Here is a 20,455-nt window from a genome sequence, read left to right as displayed (position 1 = left end):
TATTACATGCCTTTGGTATGTTTCTTTATATACAGTATTGCACTTTATATAAGATGTAATATGCAAAGGAAAACCTAAAAAGATATAGAATATTAAAGTATAGATGATATAATTTGGTATGAGATACTAATACCTAATTTGATAAGCCCGAATTGAAAAATACATAGGAGTGATAAATTTGATTAATTTTCAAGATAAAATTAACTTTATATGGAGTATAGCAGAACTTTTAAGAGGTCCTTATAAAAAAGAACAATACGGGGATGTTGTCTTACCTATGGCTGTACTTAGAAGGTTTGACTGTGTTCTTGCAGCCACTAAAGAGGAAGTACTTAAAAAGTATGAAACATTAAAGAAGTCAGGGCTCCAAAACGTAGACCCTGTTTTAAATAGGATTTCAAATCAGGAATTTAATAATACCAGTAAATATGATTTTGAAAAGTTATTAGCAGAGCCAGATAATATCTCAAATAATTTAAGGAATTATATTAATGGTTTTTCTAAGAATGCTAGGGAAATCATAGAGTATTTTGATTTTGATAAGCAGATTACAAAACTTAATGATAATGACCTGCTTTATCTTGTGATATCTGAATTTAATAAAATAGATTTGCATCCCGATGCAGTAAGCAACACAGAAATGGGATACATATTTGAAGAACTGATAAGAAGATTTTCTGAACATGGAGAGGCAGGAGACCACTACACCCCTCGTGAGGTTATAAGGCTTATGGTAAATATTCTCCTAAACGAAGATAATGAGGAACTGACTCAACCAGGGCTTGTTACAACTGTTTACGACTGCTGTGCAGGGACTGGAGGCATGCTTTCGGTTACAGAGCAGCACTTGAAAGAATTAAACCCTGGAATACAAGTAGAATTATTTGGACAGGAGATCAATCCCCAATCCTTTAGTATCTGCAAATCCGACATGCTTATAAAAGGGCAAAATGCAGATAACATCATCTTAGGAGATAGTTTTACAGAAGATGGCCACAGGGGCACAACCTTTAGGTATATGCTTACTAATCCCCCCTTTGGCGTGGAATGGAAAAAAGCAGAGAAATTTATTCGTGAAGAATATGAGAAAGATGGGTTTGATGGCAGATTTGGTGCGGGTCTTCCCAGAATATCTGATGGTTCTCTTTTGTTTTTACAGCACTTAATATCTAAAATGAGGCAAGATGAAAAAGGCAGTCGTATTGCTATTATCTTTAATGGTTCACCATTATTTACTGGAGATGCAGGTTCAGGAGAATCGGAAATCAGACGCTGGATAATTGAAAATGATATGCTGGAAGGGATTATTGCACTGCCCGACCAGTTATTTTATAACACGGGCATTTCTACTTATATTTGGATAGTAACCAACCGTAAGAACAATGACCTAATGAAAGGTCCTGTAAGGACAGGGAAAATACAATTGGTCAATGCAGTAGATTTCTATCAGAAAATGAGAAAGAGCCTTGGAAACAAGAGAAATGAAATCAATGAGGAACAGATAAAAGAAATTACGAGGATATATGGGGATTTTAAAGAAAACGAATACTGCAAGATTTTTGATAATGAAGATTTTGGTTATCAAAAAATAGTAGTGGAGAGACCCTTAAGGCTTAACTTCCAAGTAACTGAAGAGAGGATTAATAATTTATACAATGAAACGGCTTTTAAGAAACTTGCTGAATCCAGGAAGAAAGGTCAAGCAGGGCTTCAAGAAATAGAGGAAGGCAAGAAAACTCAAAGACAAATAATAGATACCTTACAAACAATGGATGCTAATGTTCTTTATAAAAATAGGGATACCTTTACCAAGGTACTTAAAAAGACTTTTAAAGTAGCAGATATTAATTTGAACAGCCCTCTATTAAAGGCTATATTATCTGCCTTATCTGAAAAGGATGAAACAGCAGACATTTGTGTAGACAATAAGGGTAATCCAGAACCAGATTCAGACTTAAGAGATACTGAGAATGTACCGTTGAAAGAGGATATTCATGAATACTTTGAACGGGAAGTAAAACCTCATGTTCCTGATGCCTGGATAGACGAAAGTAAGACTAAAGTTGGATATGAAATACCGTTTACAAGACATTTTTATAAATATGAGCCTCTAAGACCTTCCGAAGAGATAGCAAAGGAGATTAAGGAACTTGAGGAGAGTATTCAGACAAGGTTGAAGAAGGTGATGGGGGAATGAGTAAGTATAGGAGATATGAGAGGTATAAGGATTCTGGTGTTGAGTGGATAGGAGAGATACCTGAGGAGTGGAATTTATCAAAAATTAAATATGAAGCATTAATTAATAAAAATGTATTAAGTGAAAAGACTGAGAGTGATTATGAGATTAATTATGTTGATATAGGAAGTGTTAATTCAACTGGTGAGATAACGGATTTGCAGAATTATCAGTTTGAAAATGCTCCGAGCAGGGCGAGAAGGGCTGTTAGTATTGGGGATACAATTGTTTCCACTGTAAGGACATACCTAAATGCAATAGCATTTATTGAGGAAGTCAATTCAAATTTGATATGTTCCACAGGGTTTGCTGTGCTAACTCCAGGGAAAAGGTTGCATCGTAAATATTTATTCTACTTAATGAGGTCTGATAGGTTTGTTAATGAAATTGTTAAACGGTCTACAGGGGTAAGTTATCCAGCAGTTAACGCCTCAGATGTTGGTAATTTAGAATGTTTATTGCCTGATATGCAAAGCCAAGTAACTATTGTAGATTTTCTTGACCAGAAAACCACTGAAATAGATGATTTAATTGCTGAAAAAGAAAAATTAATTGAACTATTACAGGAAAAGCGGCAGGCGATTATAAGTGAAGCCGTTACTAAAGGACTTAATCCAAATGTTAGGATGAAAGATTCTGGAGTAGATTGGATAGGTGATATACCAGAGCATTGGGATATACGAAGAATAAAATATTTATCAAATATAAGAAATGTAAAAGCAAGTGATGGTGACAATGATAAAACTTATGTGGGGCTGGAAAGTATTGAGTCGAAAACCGGAAAGTTATTAACGAATAACAACGATGAACAACAAGCAGTTGGAGAGACAGCGAATATTTTTAGAAAGGGCGATGTATTATTTGGGAAATTAAGACCTTATCTGGCCAAATGTATTGTTGCAGATTTTAATGGGAGATGCACATCGGAACTTCTTGTGTTAAGAACTGCTTCTAATATGTTGCCAGAGTACTTATACTTATTTATGCTGTCGCCGATATTTATTGATGTAGTTAATTCATCAACATATGGAGCAAAAATGCCACGTGCAAGTTGGGATTTTATTGGCAATTTAAAAGTTCCTTTGCCTAATATTAAGGAGCAAGAAGAGATTGTTGAATATTTGATTAAACTGACAAATAATATGGATGATTTAATATCTGATATAAGTACGCAAATCCAAAAACTCAAAGAATACCGTCAATCCCTCATTTCTGAAGCAGTAACAGGTAAAGTTGATGTGAGGGAACTTGAGAATGTGAGCGAGGTGATTTATGAATGAATAAGATAACAGCCCATGCGGGGAATATTCGCAACCTGTTAAATAATAAATATACGGTTCAGTATTACCAAAGAGAATATAATTGGGAAACTAAGCAGATTGAAGAATTGATAGAGGACTTAACCAACGAGTTTAATGAGTTCTATAAAGACGGGGATAGGCAGATGGATGTAAGGAATTATGGGGACTACTTTTTAGGCCCCATTATCCTTACAAATGATAATGCAATTATAGATGGACAGCAGAGGTTATCGTCATTAACGCTGCTTCTCATTTACCTAAACAATCTTCAAAAACAGCAGAATTCTTCGCCTAAAGTAAACATTGATAATCTGATTTACTCTGAAATGTATGGCCAAAAGACCTTTTGTATCAATGTACCTGAAAGGGAAGGATGCTTAGCATCTCTGTTTGAGACAGGGGATTATGATACTACCAATGAACAATCAGAAAGTGTCCTTAACCTTTACAATAGGTATAAAGATATTGAACGGATTTTTCCTGATGAATTAAAAGAAAGTCCTCTTCCAGTATTTATCGAATGGCTAATCGATAATGTATCTTTAGTGCAGATAAGGACTGATTCGGAGCAGGATGCCCATAAGGTTTTTGTAACCATGAATGATAGGGGACTAAGGCTTACTCCTACGGAAATGTTAAAGGGATACCTTCTTTCGGAGATGGATGATAATACTATCAGAAATAAGGCAAATGACTTATGGAAAAATAAAGTCATACAGTTAAAAGAAATTGAAAAGGATGGAGACGCAGACTTCATAAAGAACTGGTTAAGGGCTCAATATGCAGAAACTATCAGAGAAGGTAAGAAAGAGGCAGAAAATAAAGACTTTGATATTATCGGAACAACATTTCACAAATGGGTTCGAGAAAATAAATCTATTGTGGGCTTAAACAGCAGTGCAGATTTTGAAAATTTTGTCCTTAAAAACTTCAACATGTATGCTGATATTTACGTTCGCTTAAAGGAATACTCCCGTAAGTTTCATAAGGATTATGAGCATGTATTTTATAATGCAGATAGAGGGTTTACGCTGCAGTACCAAATTATATTATCTGCTATAAAAAGTGACGATACACAGGATGTTATTAATAAAAAAATTAAAATGGTTTCCTGTTTTATTGACCAGTTTATCTCTATCAGGATTTTTAATTTTAAGACGGTAGATTATTCTTCTATTAAATATACAGTATTCAATATTACAAAAATGATACGTAATAAGGATATACAGGAGTTGGTAGCATTATTAAAAGATTACATAAGTGATATGGGATATACTCTTGATGGAATTGATGGTTTATATTTAAATCAGTTTACAAGAAGGTATATGCTCCATATTCTCTCGAGAATGACCTATTATTTAGAGGAGCAAAGCGGTATCAATAGCAATTTTGCCGACTATGTAAATAGAGAACAAAAAAACCCCTACGATATAGAGCATATTTGGGCTGATGATTACACCCAAGGAAATCATCAAGTTGATTTTTCAACAGAAGAAGAGTTTAAGGACTTTAGAAATAGATTCGGGGGACTATTAATACTTCCTAAAGATAAAAACAGAAGTTTGCAGGACATGGAATACAGTAAGAAGGTAATTAAGTATGATAGTGAAAACCTATTGGCTCGAACTTTAAATCAGAACTGTTATCAAAATAATCCGTTATTTTTGCGGTTTATGAATAATACACAGTTACCTTTTAAGCCATATGTTCTATTTAATAAGGTAGAATTTATTGAGAGGCAATCTCTTTATAAAGAGATATGTAAGAAGATATGGGATGTAAATAAAATTGATGTATTAGCAAATAGTTAGTAAGGAGTGAGGAAAATGGCTAAAACTCCAGTGGAACTTACAGAAAAGGGCTTTGAAGAATATGTTGAAGAACATCTTTTAAAATCTGGATATGTGAAGGGTAATCCTAACGACTATAATAAAGAGTTTGCCCTTGACACAAAAATCCTATTTGACTTCTTAGAGGATACTCAGCCCAAGAAAATGGAGCGATTAAAAGAAATCTATAAGGACCAGTATCAATTTAAGGTGTTAAGCCGATTAAATCGGGAACTTAATAATCGTGGCATGATTGATGTATTAAGGCATGGGATTAAAGATTATGGTGTATACTTAGACCTTGCCTACTTTAAGCCTGCGAGCAAATTAAATGAGAAAACAGTTAAACTTTATGAAAAGAATTGCATATCTGTTACTAGACAAGTGCGATACAGCACTAAAAACGAAAACAGTATAGATATGCTTATCTGTATCAATGGACTTCCAGTTGTTGTACTTGAACTTAAAAATCCTTTCACTGGTCAAACTTATGAAGATGCAATAATTCAATTCAAGAAAGATAGAAGCCCCAATGAACTATTATTCCAGTTTAAGAAAAGAGCCATTGTATTCTTTGCAGTAGATACCGGGGAAGTCTATATGGCTACGAGGCTTTCTGGGGATAAGACTTTCTTCTTACCCTTTAATAAAGGGTGTGATGGAGGAAAGGGAAATCCTGATAATCCTGATGGCCTTAAAACTGCTTACCTTTGGGAAGAGATACTCCAAAAGGATAGCCTGATGGATATATTAAAGAAGTTTGTATTTATAGAGATTGGGGAAAAGAAAGATATAGATGGTAATATCGTAACCTCAGAAACCATCATATTTCCAAGATATCACCAATTGGATGCAGTAAGAAAAATGGAAGCCGATGCAAAGGAGAAGGGAGTAGGAATAAATTATCTTGTACAGCACAGTGCAGGGTCCGGAAAAACCTACTCTATTTCTTGGCTTGCCCATAGACTTGCGAACCTTCATGATGATGAGGATAATCCTGTATTTGATTCTGTGATTGTTATTACCGACAGAAGGGTTTTGGACAGGCAGTTGCAGGACAGCATTTATCAATTAGAGCATAAACATGGGGTTGTTGAAAAAATAGATAAAGACTCCAATCAATTGGCCGATGCCATTAAGGGTGGGACAAGAATTATTATTTCTACCCTGCAAAAATTCCCATTTATTATTGAAAAGGTTGGGGAATTAGAAAATCATAACTATGCAGTAATTATCGATGAAGCCCATTCTAGCAGTGCAGGAGAGAATATGGCTTCTTTAAGGGAAGTGCTATCAGTAAGTAGTCTTGAAGAAGCAGCAAAACTAGATGAAGATTTAGAAGGCAAAGAGTACGACCCAGATGAAGAGATATTAAAGGTCATAAAGAAAAGGGGAAAACAGCCTAATATCAGTTTCTTTGCCTTTACGGCAACACCTAAAGCAAAGACCCTTGAGATGTTTGGAACCATAGGTGAAGATGGACTACCCCATCCCTTCCATTTATATTCTATGAGACAGGCAATTGAAGAAGGATTCATACTAGATGTACTTCAAAACTATGTTACATATGAAACCTACTTTAAACTGGCAAAGAAAATAGAAGATGACCCTGCTTTTGATAAGGCTAAGGCCACAAAAGCACTTACAAGATATGTAAGCCTTCATCCCCATAACATTGCTCAAAAGACTGAAATCATGGTAGAACACTTTAAGAATGTAACCAGAAATAAAATAGGGGGAAGAGCCAAGGCAATGGTTGTGACCAGTTCTAGGCTTCATGCTGTACGCTATAAGCATGCTTTTGATGAATATATCAAAAAGAAAGGCTACAGAGATATGAAAACCTTAGTAGCCTTTTCAGGAACCGTAAAGGATGATGAAGTAGATTATACTGAAAGTGGTATGAACAAATTTAAGGAGTCTGAACTTCCAGACCGCTTTGCCACTGATGAATATCAAGTGCTGTTAGTTGCGGAAAAGTATCAGACAGGCTTTGACCAGCCCCTTTTACATACCATGTATGTAGACAAAAAGTTGTCGGGAGTTAAAGCAGTACAGACTTTATCAAGGCTTAACAGAACCTGCGGGGGAAAAGAGGATACCTTTATCCTCGACTTTGTAAATAAGGCAGAGGATATTCAGGAAGCCTTCAAACCCTACTATCAGGCAACTATCGTAGAAGAAGTGACAGAGCCCAATCTTCTTTATGATATTGAAACTATGCTAAATCCCTCTGGCGTGTATTTAAAAGAAGAACTGGATAGGTTTATTCATATATACTTTAAGCCAAAGGACAAAAAGACTTCTAAAGACAGGGTAATATTAAACCATTTGATAGATATAGCCGTAGAAAGGTTTAAAAAGTTGGATGAACAGCATAAAGAGGATTTTAGTAGTCAAGCAACGAAATTCATAAGACTTTATTCCTTCATCCTTCAAATCACGCCTTTTGAAGATGTGGAACTCCATAAGTTATATGTATACTTAACATATCTACTTAAAAAACTGCCAAAGGAAAAAGGTTCTACTATTCACCTAGCAGATGAAATTGCTTTGGAGTATTATGCTGCAAAAAAGACATTTGAAGGGAGTATTTCTCTAACTTCTGATGATGAAAATGTACCAGTTACACCTGTAAAATTTGCAGGAACAGGAGTAAAAGAAGAACAGGAAGATTATCTTTCAAGTATTATTCAGCGACTTAATAATCGGTTTGGAACGGATTTTACAAAAGCCGACCAGTTATCTGTGGAGCAGATTAAAGAGGATTTTGCCGCTGATGAGGATTTGGTTCAAAAGGCTAAAACAAATACTATTGATGATTTTAGGTTTGCTTTTGAGAAAGTTTTTATCAATAAAGTTATTGATAGGATGGACCAGAACCAATCCTTCTTTACCCGTGTTTTGGATGATGAGCAGTTCAAAAATGCTCTTATGGAATATATGCTGGTTGAAACTTATGAGAAGTTAAACAGCAGGGCGTAGTTAATTATATTGAGGAAAAACCGTACAAAATTACTTTAATAGATAGGGGCGTGGCTATGGAAAGATGTAAAATATCAAAAAAGATTACATATATCGATATTCATAGTTCACGCCTTGAATCTGACATTTTACCGTTACTTAAAAATGAGGTTTTCCATGTTACCTCTGTAGAAAATCTTTGTCAGATATTAAAAGATGGTAAAGTGATTTCAAATGCTGATAAAAAATTTAAGTACTCATACTCACAATCTGAGAATAGTTATGGAAGGAAAAGAGGCTATATTTGTTTATTTGACCTAAGGAATAAAGAAGAAGATATTATTTATGATACTTTGGATAAATATTATTTTTTACATCCAACTCAATTTCAAAACAAAGTTGTTTACTTGATTTTGAAGAAAGAATTATATTGCAATCTCATTGAAAATGGTGCAGCAAGAACTGAAGTGGGTTATAGGGAAGTTTATATACCGTATACGGAAGCGTGGTACCCAGATGAAATTTTTCTTGAAAATATAAAGAAGATTATTATTACTAGAATTTATCAATGGGAGGGGGATTATTATATATAAAAATATAAAAGGTAAAAAAGTATTTATAGAAGAGCAACATCAGTATGTTTTAAAGCATTGGATAGATTATTATAAGAGGGAACTATTTCCGCCAGTGCTTATTACACTGGACCAGCATACAGATACTTTACTAGCATTTAGATATTATTGCTGTGACAAATGTGAAAATACAGGACATACTTATGACTTTGATAAAGCCAATCAAATGGCTATTGATATGCTTCAGGATTCTAATATCGATGATTTATCATTTATAAAGAAATTAAACAATGATGAACATATTGATTTTGCTACGAAAAAAGGTATTATATCGAAGGCTTTTGTTATAAGTTTTGAATGTGTTGATGATAAATACGACCCTGAAAATGATAAAATTTACTATATACCTAAAGACTTTTATAATAAGTATTTGGGAATGGCTCAGGATAATAACTATGAACGAATTCTATCGGATAATTGTATTGAAGATGATGATTTATCTATTTGTCTTAATGAGATTCCTGTAGATTATCACCCAAATTACATATTAGATATTGATTTAGATTTTTTTCGAACCGCCAAGTCTATCAATCCCAATAAGAAAGAAGTCTTTTATCATTTGATTCGTCAGGCTAAAATCATAACAATTGCAACGGAGCCAGACTACATAGAAAAAGGTATCACAGCAGACTATTTATTGAGTAAAATACTTTATCATATAGAAGAAGCCATGAAGTAAATGGTTATTACTAAATATAATAAGGACAGGGATGATAATATATGAATTCTCTTTTTATAGAAAACATTATTAAGGAATTTAATTGGGATATTATCACTAGTATGTATGGCAATTCCCATAGTTCTATTATTGGATTTTTGTCAAGCGAATGGATTAAAAAGTCCCCTGACCATTCTGTGTTGGATGGTGTCCCTTCACCTTTTGTAGGTAAGGGAAGAAAAGGACAAAAGAATGCAGATATCATATTATGCAAAGGTGATAAACCATTTATAGTAGTTGAGGTTGAAACGTTAGTATCTAAATATTTGGAGAAGATAGATTCAATTGCTTCTTATATCGGGAATACAGAAGATTATGACGGGATTAGTTTTGGACTGTTAGTTATGCTTAATTATACAAATGGTGGAAATAAGTATAAGCATAATTGGCATGATGTAAAACAATATGCCATAAGTAAAGATATCCCGATTGCATTTGTTTCTATTGAAAAGAGCAAGGTAGATTTAGGGGATACTGTTTTGGACCAATTAAAGAGAAGAAATGAGTATTATCCGTGGGAAATCAGCAGCATTGATTATTGGGCTTTTGGAAGTGATAGAAAGATAATTGGAGGTAATTTATTTAAAAGATATAAAGCACAAATGTATGCAAAAAACGAGAATAAGGATGTTAAAATACAAATTTCTAATGAAAAAATAGAATTAGTAATAAATAAAATGGGACTAGATGAATTTACGGTTCTGGACTTCTATGATTATATAAAAGATAATGAGAAAGATTTGCTGGAACGATTAGATTCAGCCTTCATGAATAGTGAGAACAAGAAAGGATATTCACCTTTAAATTATATAAGCAACCGTTTAGTACATTATTCAAGACAAAATGATTCACTTTTAAGTCCTCACGTTTCTTATGAAAAAGGTAAAGATAAATGTTTTATGAAGGTTTCTGAAAAAGACAAAGAAAGATTTAAAAGCGATTATATTGCCGTTTTTAAACTAAAGTAATAAAGAATTAATAACTAAGGAGAAGGTCTATGGAAAGGTGTCAATGGTGTGGAAAAGACTCTAGCGGGTATGGCATGGTAGTTTTAACTATAAAAGAAGGTGAGCCGTCTCAGTCTATATGTGAAGATTGCTACAACAGATATATGGCCGATATGCTCGGAGTTGAAGACTATAAGGATTTTGAAAATGAAGCAATTTTTAAAGATTGTGATGGTATAGACCACTGCTTTCAAATAGGAAAGAAGATTCACCCCACAGGTATATGTTGGGAGACTATAGAATTTATTGAGGAAGATAAAGTAGGATATTCCTTTGAAATACATCAAGAGTTTGAAGAAGATTCAAATGATGCTTTAAAGAGGCTTTATGAAAAGATAAAAAAAGGATTATCACAAAAGTACATAAAAAGAGAAGTATTCCAAGGATATGAACTTATCTCTTTTAAAGAGAATCTAGTAGAAGGGCGTATTGAATGGGATGATAGATACGACGATAGAACACCAAAATTTATTATAGACGGACAGGAATATAGTCTGGAAGAACTAGGTAGAATGATGATGTCTTGTGAAGGATGGAATTTTAAATTAGAAATTATAGAACCTACTGAGTAGGAGAAATATTGGGTTTAGGTAGCAATTTAAAAAGTGGGAGTTAATTTGACACAAGGAATTGGGTGTATTTACCGTACTTTTATTTTCTAAAGGCAAATTATTAGTACATAAAGATTTTGGGAGGTTAAAATGTTAATAAGTGAAGTAGTAGATATTGAAAAAGATGCTAGAGCATATAATGGAATCTTGGCACATGTTTCAGCAGCATTTATATATAAAGAAGAGATGAAAAAAGAAATAGAAACTATTTATGAAACTGATAAATATAATTTCTACAGGAAGGCAAAAGAATCCAATGCGTACCATCATGTGGCTATTACTATGGCAGGGATAGAAAGAGAATTTTATGCTAAAAAAGCATTGGGAATTATTTTAGCCGCGGAGGAAGATGCATCTGTATGCTCTAAGGTAATGAATTTAATAGCAAAACATTATCCTACAATATATTCCAGTTTAAGCAGGAACCAATTCATAGATGTGGCTATGATGCTGCTAGAATTACGCGATACAGTCAAAACGCCTACTGAGTATAAGGCATATGAGAATATTATATTTTATGCTGTATTGAAATTAAATCATAAAATAAAAGATAATATGCAGAAGGAGTTTGTAGATTCTTATATTGATACAATGAAAATAATGCAGACAGAATCTTTTACTGTTAAAGACATCGAGCCGTTAATAAATTCTAAACGGGAAACTATTGACAGTATTAAGTCGAGGATTGAAGCAAATAAGGGCAGGTGGAGGGGATTTGAAGATATTTTTAATGCACAGGATGAAGAAATTAAAAAGTACCAGACAATAATGTCCCTTATATTTGAGTTTGAAAGAATGAGTATTAGTGCACTACTAAGCGATATTGTGCTAAATGAGGAGGATATTGACAAAATAATTACGGCTTATTTGCTACTTTATTCTGATAAAAATTTAGAACGTACAACAAACGTCCTTATTAACGGAATTATTATACAATCCCTACTAAAAGCCTATAAAGACGTAAAAGAAACATTTTTTAAGAATAATAAAGAAACCCTATACCTAAATTTAGAGATGCTTGAAAACAATAATGATAAATTACAAAAGGAAAATCAGAGATTAAATGAGGAAATAGAGTCTTTAAATCAAGAGATTAATTTAACTAAAAACAGCCAAATATCTGAAATTAATAAGGTAAAGAAACGATATGAAAAATTAATTAATCAACTGAATAAGAAGATTAAAGATTTAGAAAAAGAACTAAGAACAGAGAAGAAAGCAGTCTACAATGATGAAATTAATAAATTGAGAGAAATGCTATTCTCTATTAAAAATGAATATACTCCGCAAAAACAGGTAAAAACGCTAAATGAATACCTAGAAGAATATAGAATTCTAATTGTTGGAGGTGCTACTGAATGGAGAAGGAAAATTAAAGAGCAATATCCTCAGATTTTAACAATAGATGGGTTCAATGAGAACTTTGATATTAATACTTTAAAAAATATTGATTTTATTTTCTTCTTTACTGGCTATATGAATCATGGAACTTACTATAGATTTATAAACCATATAAGAAATAAAAATATTAAATTTGGTTATATTGGTAAGACAAATTTAGAACTTGTTGAAAGTGAGTTAGTTGAAGAAATAGAGAAAACAATGCAAGGAAAATGACATAATACGGGATTATGAGGGAATCATAGGTTCTAAGGGTAAAAGGGGTAGCGTTGCATTTGCAAATGTATAATCCATTATTTCAAAATATTACAAGTTAACAACAAATACCCCCTAGAGACTTGCATACCATAGAATACTATGGTAATATTTTCTTGTTACTGTATATACAAAAGAAACTAAGAACCTTGATAACTAAATCTTTCACGGTCTCGACAAGTTAGAGCAAACTTATATCCATAGCGACCTTGACCTATTTATGTAATCAACTTTCCTTTAACAGAAAGTACATATGGAGGGTATTGACTCCATATTAATTGAAAACATAGTATTTTTAAAAGGAGAGATTTAGATGATGAAAGAAAAAATAGGTGATAAGGTGCTAGGGATTAACAAAGTATTATCAGGCGACTGTGCAAAACGTAGGAATGGTCTTAGTATTAAAGTAACAGATGAGCAGTTAGAATTTTTTCTAGCATGCAGAAAGTTTAACAAAGAGTTTTATGGAGGAGTGGTTCCAACTGTAGCGATACCCTATAAAAATGGGGATGTTAAATATATAGGGGGAATATGGGGACTTCATGCTCATGGTAAAGGACAATTATATAACAAAGGAAATGTTCCTTACACAGAAGGATACTTTAGGCGTGGAATGTACTTAGGACCCCAAACTACATGTTGCACACAAATTTTTATGGATGGCACTGTAGAAGATATATTCACCTACATACCATCAATGGACAGAAGCATATTAAAAGAGGCTTCTGAGAGCATTTGGATAGTTCAAGACGTGGAAGATTATTTAGAAAAGCACGATATTTCAAATCAAGTAGAAGAAATAATATATCGTAGAATAGTTATTTTATAGAAGAAAAAACACTAATGGAGGCATATCTCCTTTACGGCCAGTTTCATAACTGGAATTAAACGTAAAGGAAGGTATGCCTTTTGGTTTATCAAGATTAAGGATTAAGGGAATATGATTTAAGGAGGGATAATGTGCTTAGAATTGAGGAGTTTACAGAAAAAATTACAAGAGATTTTAAGATGGAATTTCCCGAGGTGGAAGTAAAAGAAAAATATATTCGCTTGGGTACAGGGGTAACCCATGCAGAATTACCGATTGCAAGCATGTACAAAGAATATCAGGTTGCGGATTATGAAAGTGTAAAGAAGTTATATATAGATATTGCATACGAGGTATTGAATCAATATAAATTTAAGGTTGATTATAATAATGTATTTCCTTTGCTTAAAAGTAGGGATTTCGGGAAAGGCGAAAAGGATTTAAGGTTTTGTAGGGAGCAAGCCTTTACCGATATAGATACACTATATGTATCAGACGAAGGGGAAGTGTTTAGATTTGTGCTGGAAAGTGATGATGTGGATTTTGATAAAATAAAAAAGAGAGCATGGGAGAACCTAAATAAACTTTCTAACATACTGGTACGACTGGATGATACGCTCAATATATTTTGCTTGCGATATTCTACTGATTATAATGCATCATTTTTACTTAGTGATTCATTACAAAAACAGATAAAAAGGAAAGTAGGGAAGGATTATCTCTTTGCAATTCCTTCTTCAACTGCGTTAGTTGTGGCTAAATATCAACCTGAATATATAAAAATTATGGAATCACTAATTATGGTAGATAAAGACCCGAATAAGGTCTCAGATAAAGTATATCAATATAAAGATGGGAAATTTGATATTGCATTTGTTTAACAGTATATTAAGAAGTAGAAGGAATAAGGGTTAAGTATAGTTATAGAGGAAATCACAAAGATTTATTCTAATTTGATTTAGAGATAGTAATTTCATATAATATAATAAGATATGTAATATGTGGAAGAGGAGATATGGTAATATGAATAAGGTAATAATTGAATGTGCCGAATTGGTTGATAAATATGAATTAAATAGAGATAGCATCCTGAAACAGTTACAGTCTATGGAAATAGATAAAGGAATAGAGGATTTTATTATTGCATACAATGATGACTTTCGGTATACTTTGATTGGTGAAATCAAGAGCAAACAGGTAGTTTTAACTAATATTGAAAAGGCTATCGCTTTTGAAAAGATGGATAATACGGATTTATACGAATTTATAAAAAAGGGACAAGGGAAATAGGAAAATTAGGACAAAAGAAAAGGCTTTGGGGATAAGGTTAGATATCCTGCAAAGCCTCATGTTTTTAGTATTTTGGGATTTCAGTTTTTATTTTTTCAATAAAGGTTCTAATGGTAGGAATATTATTTATCAGGAGTTGATAATCATCTAAATCTAGGGTTTGCTGAATCTGATTTAGATATTGTTCAATTGTTTGGAGATGGGACAGGGAAAAGGAATCATAGGAAGCAGGGTTAAGAAAACAAGTGACTAATGCTGTGATTGCTTTACCTAATTTCCTCGCATCCATATTTCCTAATATCCTATTCACAATCTGTTGTAGGTAATTTAGTTCCAATCTCAAAACTTCTAGATTTATCATTATTACGCCACCCCTTTACGGAAATTTGAAGCATTATAGCCATAGGTACACGAGAAATCAAATTATTTGAGGTAAAAGTTTTAAAATTAATAAAATAATTCATGGCGTATAACTCAATATTATAGTAATAAAATATTACATAAATGGATAAGATATTGACACTAAACAAATACTAATGTAATATAATATTACAAAGGAGGATTTAAAGATGGCAAAGGATATTCCTATTGGATTAAAAATAAAGGCGGTTAGAGAAGCAAGGGGATTAAGCCAAGTAGAAGTGGTAGAGAGACTTGCTAAACAAGATGTTAATATGAGCAGAGAAACATTAAGCAAAATAGAAAACGGCAACAGGACTGTATCGGCTGTGGAGTTAAATGCTCTATGCAAAGTTCTGAATATAGATATAAACATCCTTTTTGAAGATGATGATGATTTGGTTACATTATTCAGGAAGAAAAACTTTTCAGAGAAAACGATTAAAGAAGTAGAAAAACTTCAGGATATGGTAAAGGTGTTTATTTATCAAAAGAAAATATATGCTGGGGAGTTTAAACCACAAGAGAGAAAGCCACTATGGGAGGAGTGTTAAGATTGCCAAAGAATAATTTGAATCTCCCAGAAGAATCCTTCAGACTGCAAATTAAAGACTTAGCAGAAGAAACGAGAATAAAGTTTGCTAGAAAAGGGCTTTCCGATATATTTGACATTCTATCGGAGGCTGCATTTTTGATAAGAAAGCCCTTGGATACAGATGAATTATCAGGGTTTAGCACTTATTTTGAGGAACAGTTTATTGTCTATTTAAATAGTAATTTTACTTTGGGACATGAACGTTATACTGGTGCCCATGAATTATATCATCTTATTTATAATGCCGATATCCTGAAAAAAGAAAAGATTCTTTTAGATGATGAAAAGCATAAAGCAGAAGATATGAAAGCAAATGTATTTGCTTCTGAATTTTTAATGCCTGAAGACTATGTAAAAGAAGTATTTTATAAAATTGTTAATGTAGATAAATGCAGTATTTTACCAAGGCATATCGTTAGAATGCACAATTATTTTAAAGTAAGTTATAAGGCTATGTTAAAAAGACTTATCCAACTTGATTTATGCTCTATTAACAAATATGAGGAACTTGTAGATATCTGCTCACTGGAAAACATGGAGCAACTCCAATCTCTAACCAAGCGGGAAGGCTATAGCATTGAACTGATAATTCCATCAAAAGAAACGTATGTACCTACAGAATATATAGAATTTGTAAAGAGTAATTACGAAAGAGGGAATATTTCATATAAGAACATGAAAAATAGTCTTGAATTTATCGGACTGACTCCAGGGCAATTCGGATATGAGTATCCCCTAGAAGAGGATTATTAGAATGAGGTACGTAGGAGCCATTTCTGATGCAGATATTTTAATTAATTTAGCCAGAGTTAACAGATTGGATGTTTTAGAACTTTTATTTGAGGAAATCATCATTCCACAATTTGTGTATGATATTGAAATAAAGAAAAATGCAGGCAAGTGTTATGGTGTAATTAATCAAGCCATTCATAAAGATGGGAGCATATTTAAGGTAGTAGATAGGAAGAAAGATATATCTGTAAATATACTTGCAAGAGGTATTATTGAAGATAAGAAAAAGGTAATCGGTCCAGGAGAAAGTGAATGTGCAGGATATGCTCAGGCGTTGAGAATTCCAATAATAATATCAGATAATTATACTGAATTTAAGTGGCTAGATGAGTTCATTACCCTGACACACAATAATATTTTGGCTTTATGTGTGTATTTTGGCGAGATTACAAAAAGTGAGGCAGAAGATATTTTTAATCAAATTAATGATAATTTAACTCGTCCGACTGGGGATACCTTTGAAGACCAATATGGAAAGGCCTTTATAAGATTTGAGAGAAATGGTTGGAAAAAATATTTGGGCATATAGGGGAAGGTATATGTAATAAGGGATATGGGTTAAAGGAATTAGGTCGGATGAAAATGGTAATTGTTACAATATAATAGTTTTCTTCTGTATATTCGCTACAATAGCATTAGTGACACAGACGGAGAGCATATTCTCTTTATACGGGCGGGTTTATTCTGGCATTATTAAAGGAGAATGTGCTTTTTATTTTTTTGAAAGAAAATTTAGACGACGAAATCAAGGTTAGGGGTTATATCATTTAAGACCAAAAGTATTCCATTAAACCATATTTCTCTTACTACCCTATAATCCTTTATTTTCTAAATCCCTATTATATATGTATATTAGTTAAAAAGGCCAAAGGCTCATGTATATAGGGATTCAAAGTAAACTGAAGAGACAAAAATTAATAAGATTGTTACAAATAAATTACATTTTATTAAAAGGGACCTGACAAATATTTCTATGCGCGCTACAATTATTATAAAAAGGTAAGGAGATGATTTAGGATGAAGAAACAATTGAATATAATTTTTAATATATTAATACCTACAGCAATTGGATTTGCAACGTTTTTCTTGATTTTCTATTTATATCAAAAAATGTTTTTCGAATATAGATGGCTAGCAGTAATACCTCTTGCAATAGTAACAGGTTATATCGTCATAGAAAATAGAAAAGAGTGGAAAATGATAAAACAGCAGGGATAGGGGAAACCTTATCTCTATTTTATTAGGGGGGATTGGCGAATTGATGTATTTAACAATTGCCATGATTTTTTGTGTTACCGTTGCTGGCATTGCCTCTATTTGGTTCATGTGTAGAAGGAAATAGCATATTTTTCATATTTCAAAAAGTGTACTTTTTGAAACTGTGTAATAAGGTATTTAAATAGCATTTCAAAAGGTTGAATTTATATTTTGCAATATATTTTAATAGTGTACAGATGGATGATAATTTTGAAAAAACATATAAGCGATGGGAATCGGGTGAAATAACTGCCGTTAAGGCTATGGAATCATGTATGATGAATTTATCAAAAAGAGAAACAATAAGAACCAACCCCATAGTTAGGTTCTTATTGTTTCTCTTCTTAGCAATTATTTGTCTAATAGGCTATTTTGAATAAGTAGATATTTCTTAGTGTCTATACCTAGTTTTTGATTAATGTTTTTATTAGCCTTCACATATATCAGGTCGTATTTTTGAATGACATCAGGTAAAACCTTCCTAAATTCATATTCTTTTGCTCCACGCCTTATATAATGGTTGTCCACTTTTAGTTTATAATCCATAACCATATCTTTGGTGAAGTAACCATAGGTTTTGATTTGTTGCAGTATGAATACTTCTATGGCATCTCTTATGCTTTTGCTTTTCTCGGTATCTTTCACATTTACATGATAGATTTTATTTGCAAACTCTTCTCCAAAACAGTTTTCCAAATATTTTTTGCTCATACCCATGATGCTAAATTTATATTTAAGCATGATGGATGCTCTTTCATCTGCTGTTTTAAAAGCCTCATTATAGTCAGAAATAGTATAGAAAGAAATTCCGTTTTGACTATTATCTTTGGAAATTTGAATAGCAGTTGCTCTTAAGTTTTTATTTACATGGCTATATGGGATTTTGTTGAGTAATCCTAAGGTGCAAAATAAGTTAATGTATTTATTTGTATTCACGACGCTTTTATTCCTTTTTGCTGCAAGATATCGATTAGAAAAGAAAAATATGCTTTCTCCATTTGCATTAAAGAAACGGTTAACAATATTTTTTTTACCAATTTCAAGAATATCTAATAGTAGAGGGTAACCAAACCTAATGATACGGTTTAGGTTTGGAAATTCGTTTTTTCTTTCATAAAGTTGACTTAAAAGCATAATGTTATTTTCAAATCTTTTATTCTGTTTATTTATCCAAGTTGAATCCTTCAATTTAATATGAAAATATTCAATTAACTCTCTTATAGCAGTTGAAGTGTCGCAGTTTTCTCTAATTTTAACTATATCAATAATATCCATGCCTTTCCCAGCATTATGGCAAATACAAGTAGGAGAATTACAAAAATACTTGTAATATCCACCGCCATTTTTTATGACAGCACTGGGGTTGTTGTCGTTATGGAATATGCATTTAAAGTTCGCATTAGATTTTGCATCAATACCTAGATAACTTATTAAGTCCTGCTGTTTTAAAAATGGAATCAAGTCCTCATACTGTAAGACTGGAGTAGAATGAACTTTATGGTTTCCTTTTTGCAAGTTGCTGGTCTTAGCCCTCGTAGCAGCGGGTTTTAGTTCAAGACTTTTAGCATCATTAATCAACTCAATGATATTACAACCTATGGCACTTGCAATATCGTGTTGAGTATATTTTATTTCTGTATTTAGGTATATACATTTTATAGTAAATGGGTCTTTTGGATTCTTTAAATGTTTATAATTTATTAGCCTTAAAACTCTATTTATATCCTTTACACTGCTATCAGCATGCTCTTTTCTTTCTTCAAAGGCGGAGAAATAGTCAATAAGTTTTTCCTGGAGTGGAGTAAAAACATCTAAACTTTCTGGCTTATCAGGGTCAAGCAGCCAATATACATGAAAGCCGTTTTTAGTTTCTACAATAGCATTTGGAATTAGTTTAAAATTTTCTAATTTCTTCAGAAAAGCAATCTTATATTTCTCTATTTCTTCTTTGTTCCTATATTCATATACAATCTTTCCTTCAGAATCTTTAAAGAGTTCTCCGTTAATAATTTTTGGAACCTTTCCAAAGTCCATATCAATAAAGTGTGCATTTACCCTTTTAATAGAATCTGTTTTTTGTCCACCACTGTTTACTACAAAATAGACTCCATAGCCTTGTCTCTGATATTTTTGAATTATTTTTTGCATAAGAGGGTATTCTAACTCCTCATCTAAAGTAAGAAGACAGTCAAAGTTCTTTGCTATATGCTTTTCCTCCTGAATGAGCCTAAAGTATATTTTTTCATTCTCCTTTTTAAATAGGGATAAAAATTCAAAATCTGTTATGCCTAATGCTTTACGATTTTCATAGTTAATTCTTGAATTCATCAAAACTCCTCCGTTTCAGAGGAGTCACTAGA

At 32.6% G+C, this 20,455-nt stretch carries 18 protein-coding genes; 16 read left to right on the top strand and 2 right to left on the bottom strand.

Translation table 11 applies throughout. The features are described 5' to 3' along the window. Positions 1-169 precede the first annotated feature (169 nt). From BLV37_RS07275 to BLV37_RS07220, 12 genes are all read left to right on the top strand, one after another. Positions 170-2,197: a type I restriction-modification system subunit M gene (locus tag BLV37_RS07275; RefSeq protein ID WP_342026597.1), complete on the top strand. Its 2,028-nt coding sequence runs from the start codon at positions 170-172 to the stop codon at positions 2,195-2,197. Next, positions 2,194-3,516 carry a restriction endonuclease subunit S gene (locus BLV37_RS07270; protein WP_091729354.1) on the top strand — a complete coding sequence of 441 codons (1,323 nt, stop codon included), beginning with the start codon at positions 2,194-2,196 and terminating at the stop codon, positions 3,514-3,516. The genes BLV37_RS07275 and BLV37_RS07270 overlap by 4 nt, the downstream gene beginning before the upstream one ends. Next, positions 3,513-5,348 (top strand): DUF262 domain-containing protein, encoded by a 1,836-nt coding sequence (locus BLV37_RS07265; protein WP_091729351.1) that lies wholly within the window; start codon positions 3,513-3,515, stop codon positions 5,346-5,348. The genes BLV37_RS07270 and BLV37_RS07265 overlap by 4 nt, the downstream gene beginning before the upstream one ends. Before the next feature lie 15 nt (positions 5,349-5,363). Next, a complete protein-coding gene (locus tag BLV37_RS07260; protein ID WP_091729348.1) occupies positions 5,364-8,351 on the top strand; it encodes a type I restriction endonuclease subunit R in 2,988 nt (995 codons plus the stop codon). A gap of 56 nt (positions 8,352-8,407) precedes the next feature. Further along, the gene (locus BLV37_RS07255) at positions 8,408-8,923 is read left to right on the top strand and encodes a hypothetical protein (protein ID WP_091729346.1); all 516 of its coding nucleotides are present in this window, start codon (positions 8,408-8,410) and stop codon (positions 8,921-8,923) included. Continuing rightward, positions 8,895-9,641, top strand: a complete 747-nt coding sequence (locus BLV37_RS07250; protein ID WP_091729343.1) for a peptide arginase family protein — start codon at positions 8,895-8,897, stop codon at positions 9,639-9,641. Before BLV37_RS07255 ends, BLV37_RS07250 begins: the two co-directional genes overlap by 29 nt. A 41-nt stretch (positions 9,642-9,682) precedes the next feature. Beyond that, the gene (locus tag BLV37_RS07245; protein ID WP_091729340.1) at positions 9,683-10,648 is read left to right on the top strand and encodes a hypothetical protein; all 966 of its coding nucleotides are present in this window, start codon (positions 9,683-9,685) and stop codon (positions 10,646-10,648) included. 29 nt (positions 10,649-10,677) lie between these two features. Beyond that, the gene (locus tag BLV37_RS07240; RefSeq protein WP_091729338.1) at positions 10,678-11,259 is read left to right on the top strand and encodes a DUF7686 domain-containing protein; all 582 of its coding nucleotides are present in this window, start codon (positions 10,678-10,680) and stop codon (positions 11,257-11,259) included. A 129-nt stretch (positions 11,260-11,388) separates the two neighbouring features. Further along, positions 11,389-12,915 carry a hypothetical protein gene (locus BLV37_RS07235; protein WP_091729335.1) on the top strand — a complete coding sequence of 509 codons (1,527 nt, stop codon included), beginning with the start codon at positions 11,389-11,391 and terminating at the stop codon, positions 12,913-12,915. 352 nt (positions 12,916-13,267) lie between these two features. After that, positions 13,268-13,783: a hypothetical protein gene (locus BLV37_RS07230; RefSeq protein WP_091729332.1), complete on the top strand. Its 516-nt coding sequence runs from the start codon at positions 13,268-13,270 to the stop codon at positions 13,781-13,783. A gap of 131 nt (positions 13,784-13,914) precedes the next feature. Beyond that, a complete protein-coding gene (locus BLV37_RS07225) occupies positions 13,915-14,643 on the top strand; it encodes a DUF1444 family protein (protein WP_176967913.1) in 729 nt (242 codons plus the stop codon). A 142-nt stretch (positions 14,644-14,785) separates the two neighbouring features. After that, positions 14,786-15,052, top strand: a complete 267-nt coding sequence (locus BLV37_RS07220) for a hypothetical protein (protein WP_091729329.1) — start codon at positions 14,786-14,788, stop codon at positions 15,050-15,052. 64 nt (positions 15,053-15,116) lie between these two features. Here BLV37_RS07220 and BLV37_RS07215 read toward each other — a convergent pair whose 3' ends face one another. After that, a complete protein-coding gene (locus tag BLV37_RS07215) occupies positions 15,117-15,413 on the bottom strand; it encodes a hypothetical protein (protein ID WP_091729326.1) in 297 nt (98 codons plus the stop codon). A gap of 208 nt (positions 15,414-15,621) precedes the next feature. On the opposite strand from BLV37_RS07215, the gene BLV37_RS07210 reads away from it, so the two are divergent. From BLV37_RS07210 to BLV37_RS07195, 4 genes are all read left to right on the top strand, one after another. Further along, entirely contained in the window at positions 15,622-16,005 is a 384-nt protein-coding gene (locus BLV37_RS07210) for a helix-turn-helix domain-containing protein (protein WP_091729324.1), read from the top strand. A gap of 2 nt (positions 16,006-16,007) precedes the next feature. Then, positions 16,008-16,799 (top strand): ImmA/IrrE family metallo-endopeptidase, encoded by a 792-nt coding sequence (locus tag BLV37_RS07205; RefSeq protein ID WP_091729321.1) that lies wholly within the window; start codon positions 16,008-16,010, stop codon positions 16,797-16,799. Between the two features lies 1 nt (position 16,800). After that, positions 16,801-17,367, top strand: a complete 567-nt coding sequence (locus BLV37_RS07200) for a PIN domain-containing protein (protein WP_091729318.1) — start codon at positions 16,801-16,803, stop codon at positions 17,365-17,367. 488 nt (positions 17,368-17,855) lie between these two features. After that, positions 17,856-18,056, top strand: coding sequence for a hypothetical protein (locus tag BLV37_RS07195; RefSeq protein ID WP_091729314.1), 201 nt, complete (start codon positions 17,856-17,858; stop codon positions 18,054-18,056). A gap of 390 nt (positions 18,057-18,446) precedes the next feature. Here BLV37_RS07195 and BLV37_RS07190 read toward each other — a convergent pair whose 3' ends face one another. Then, positions 18,447-20,423, bottom strand: coding sequence for a hypothetical protein (locus BLV37_RS07190; protein ID WP_091729312.1), 1,977 nt, complete (start codon positions 20,421-20,423; stop codon positions 18,447-18,449). Positions 20,424-20,455: the final 32 nt, after the last annotated feature.

The sequence above is a fragment of the Proteiniborus ethanoligenes genome (genome assembly GCF_900107485.1).
In the GTDB taxonomy this organism is placed as follows: Bacteria; Bacillota; Clostridia; order Tissierellales; family Proteiniboraceae; genus Proteiniborus; species Proteiniborus ethanoligenes.
This window is presented reverse-complemented; position numbering and strand designations above follow the sequence as displayed.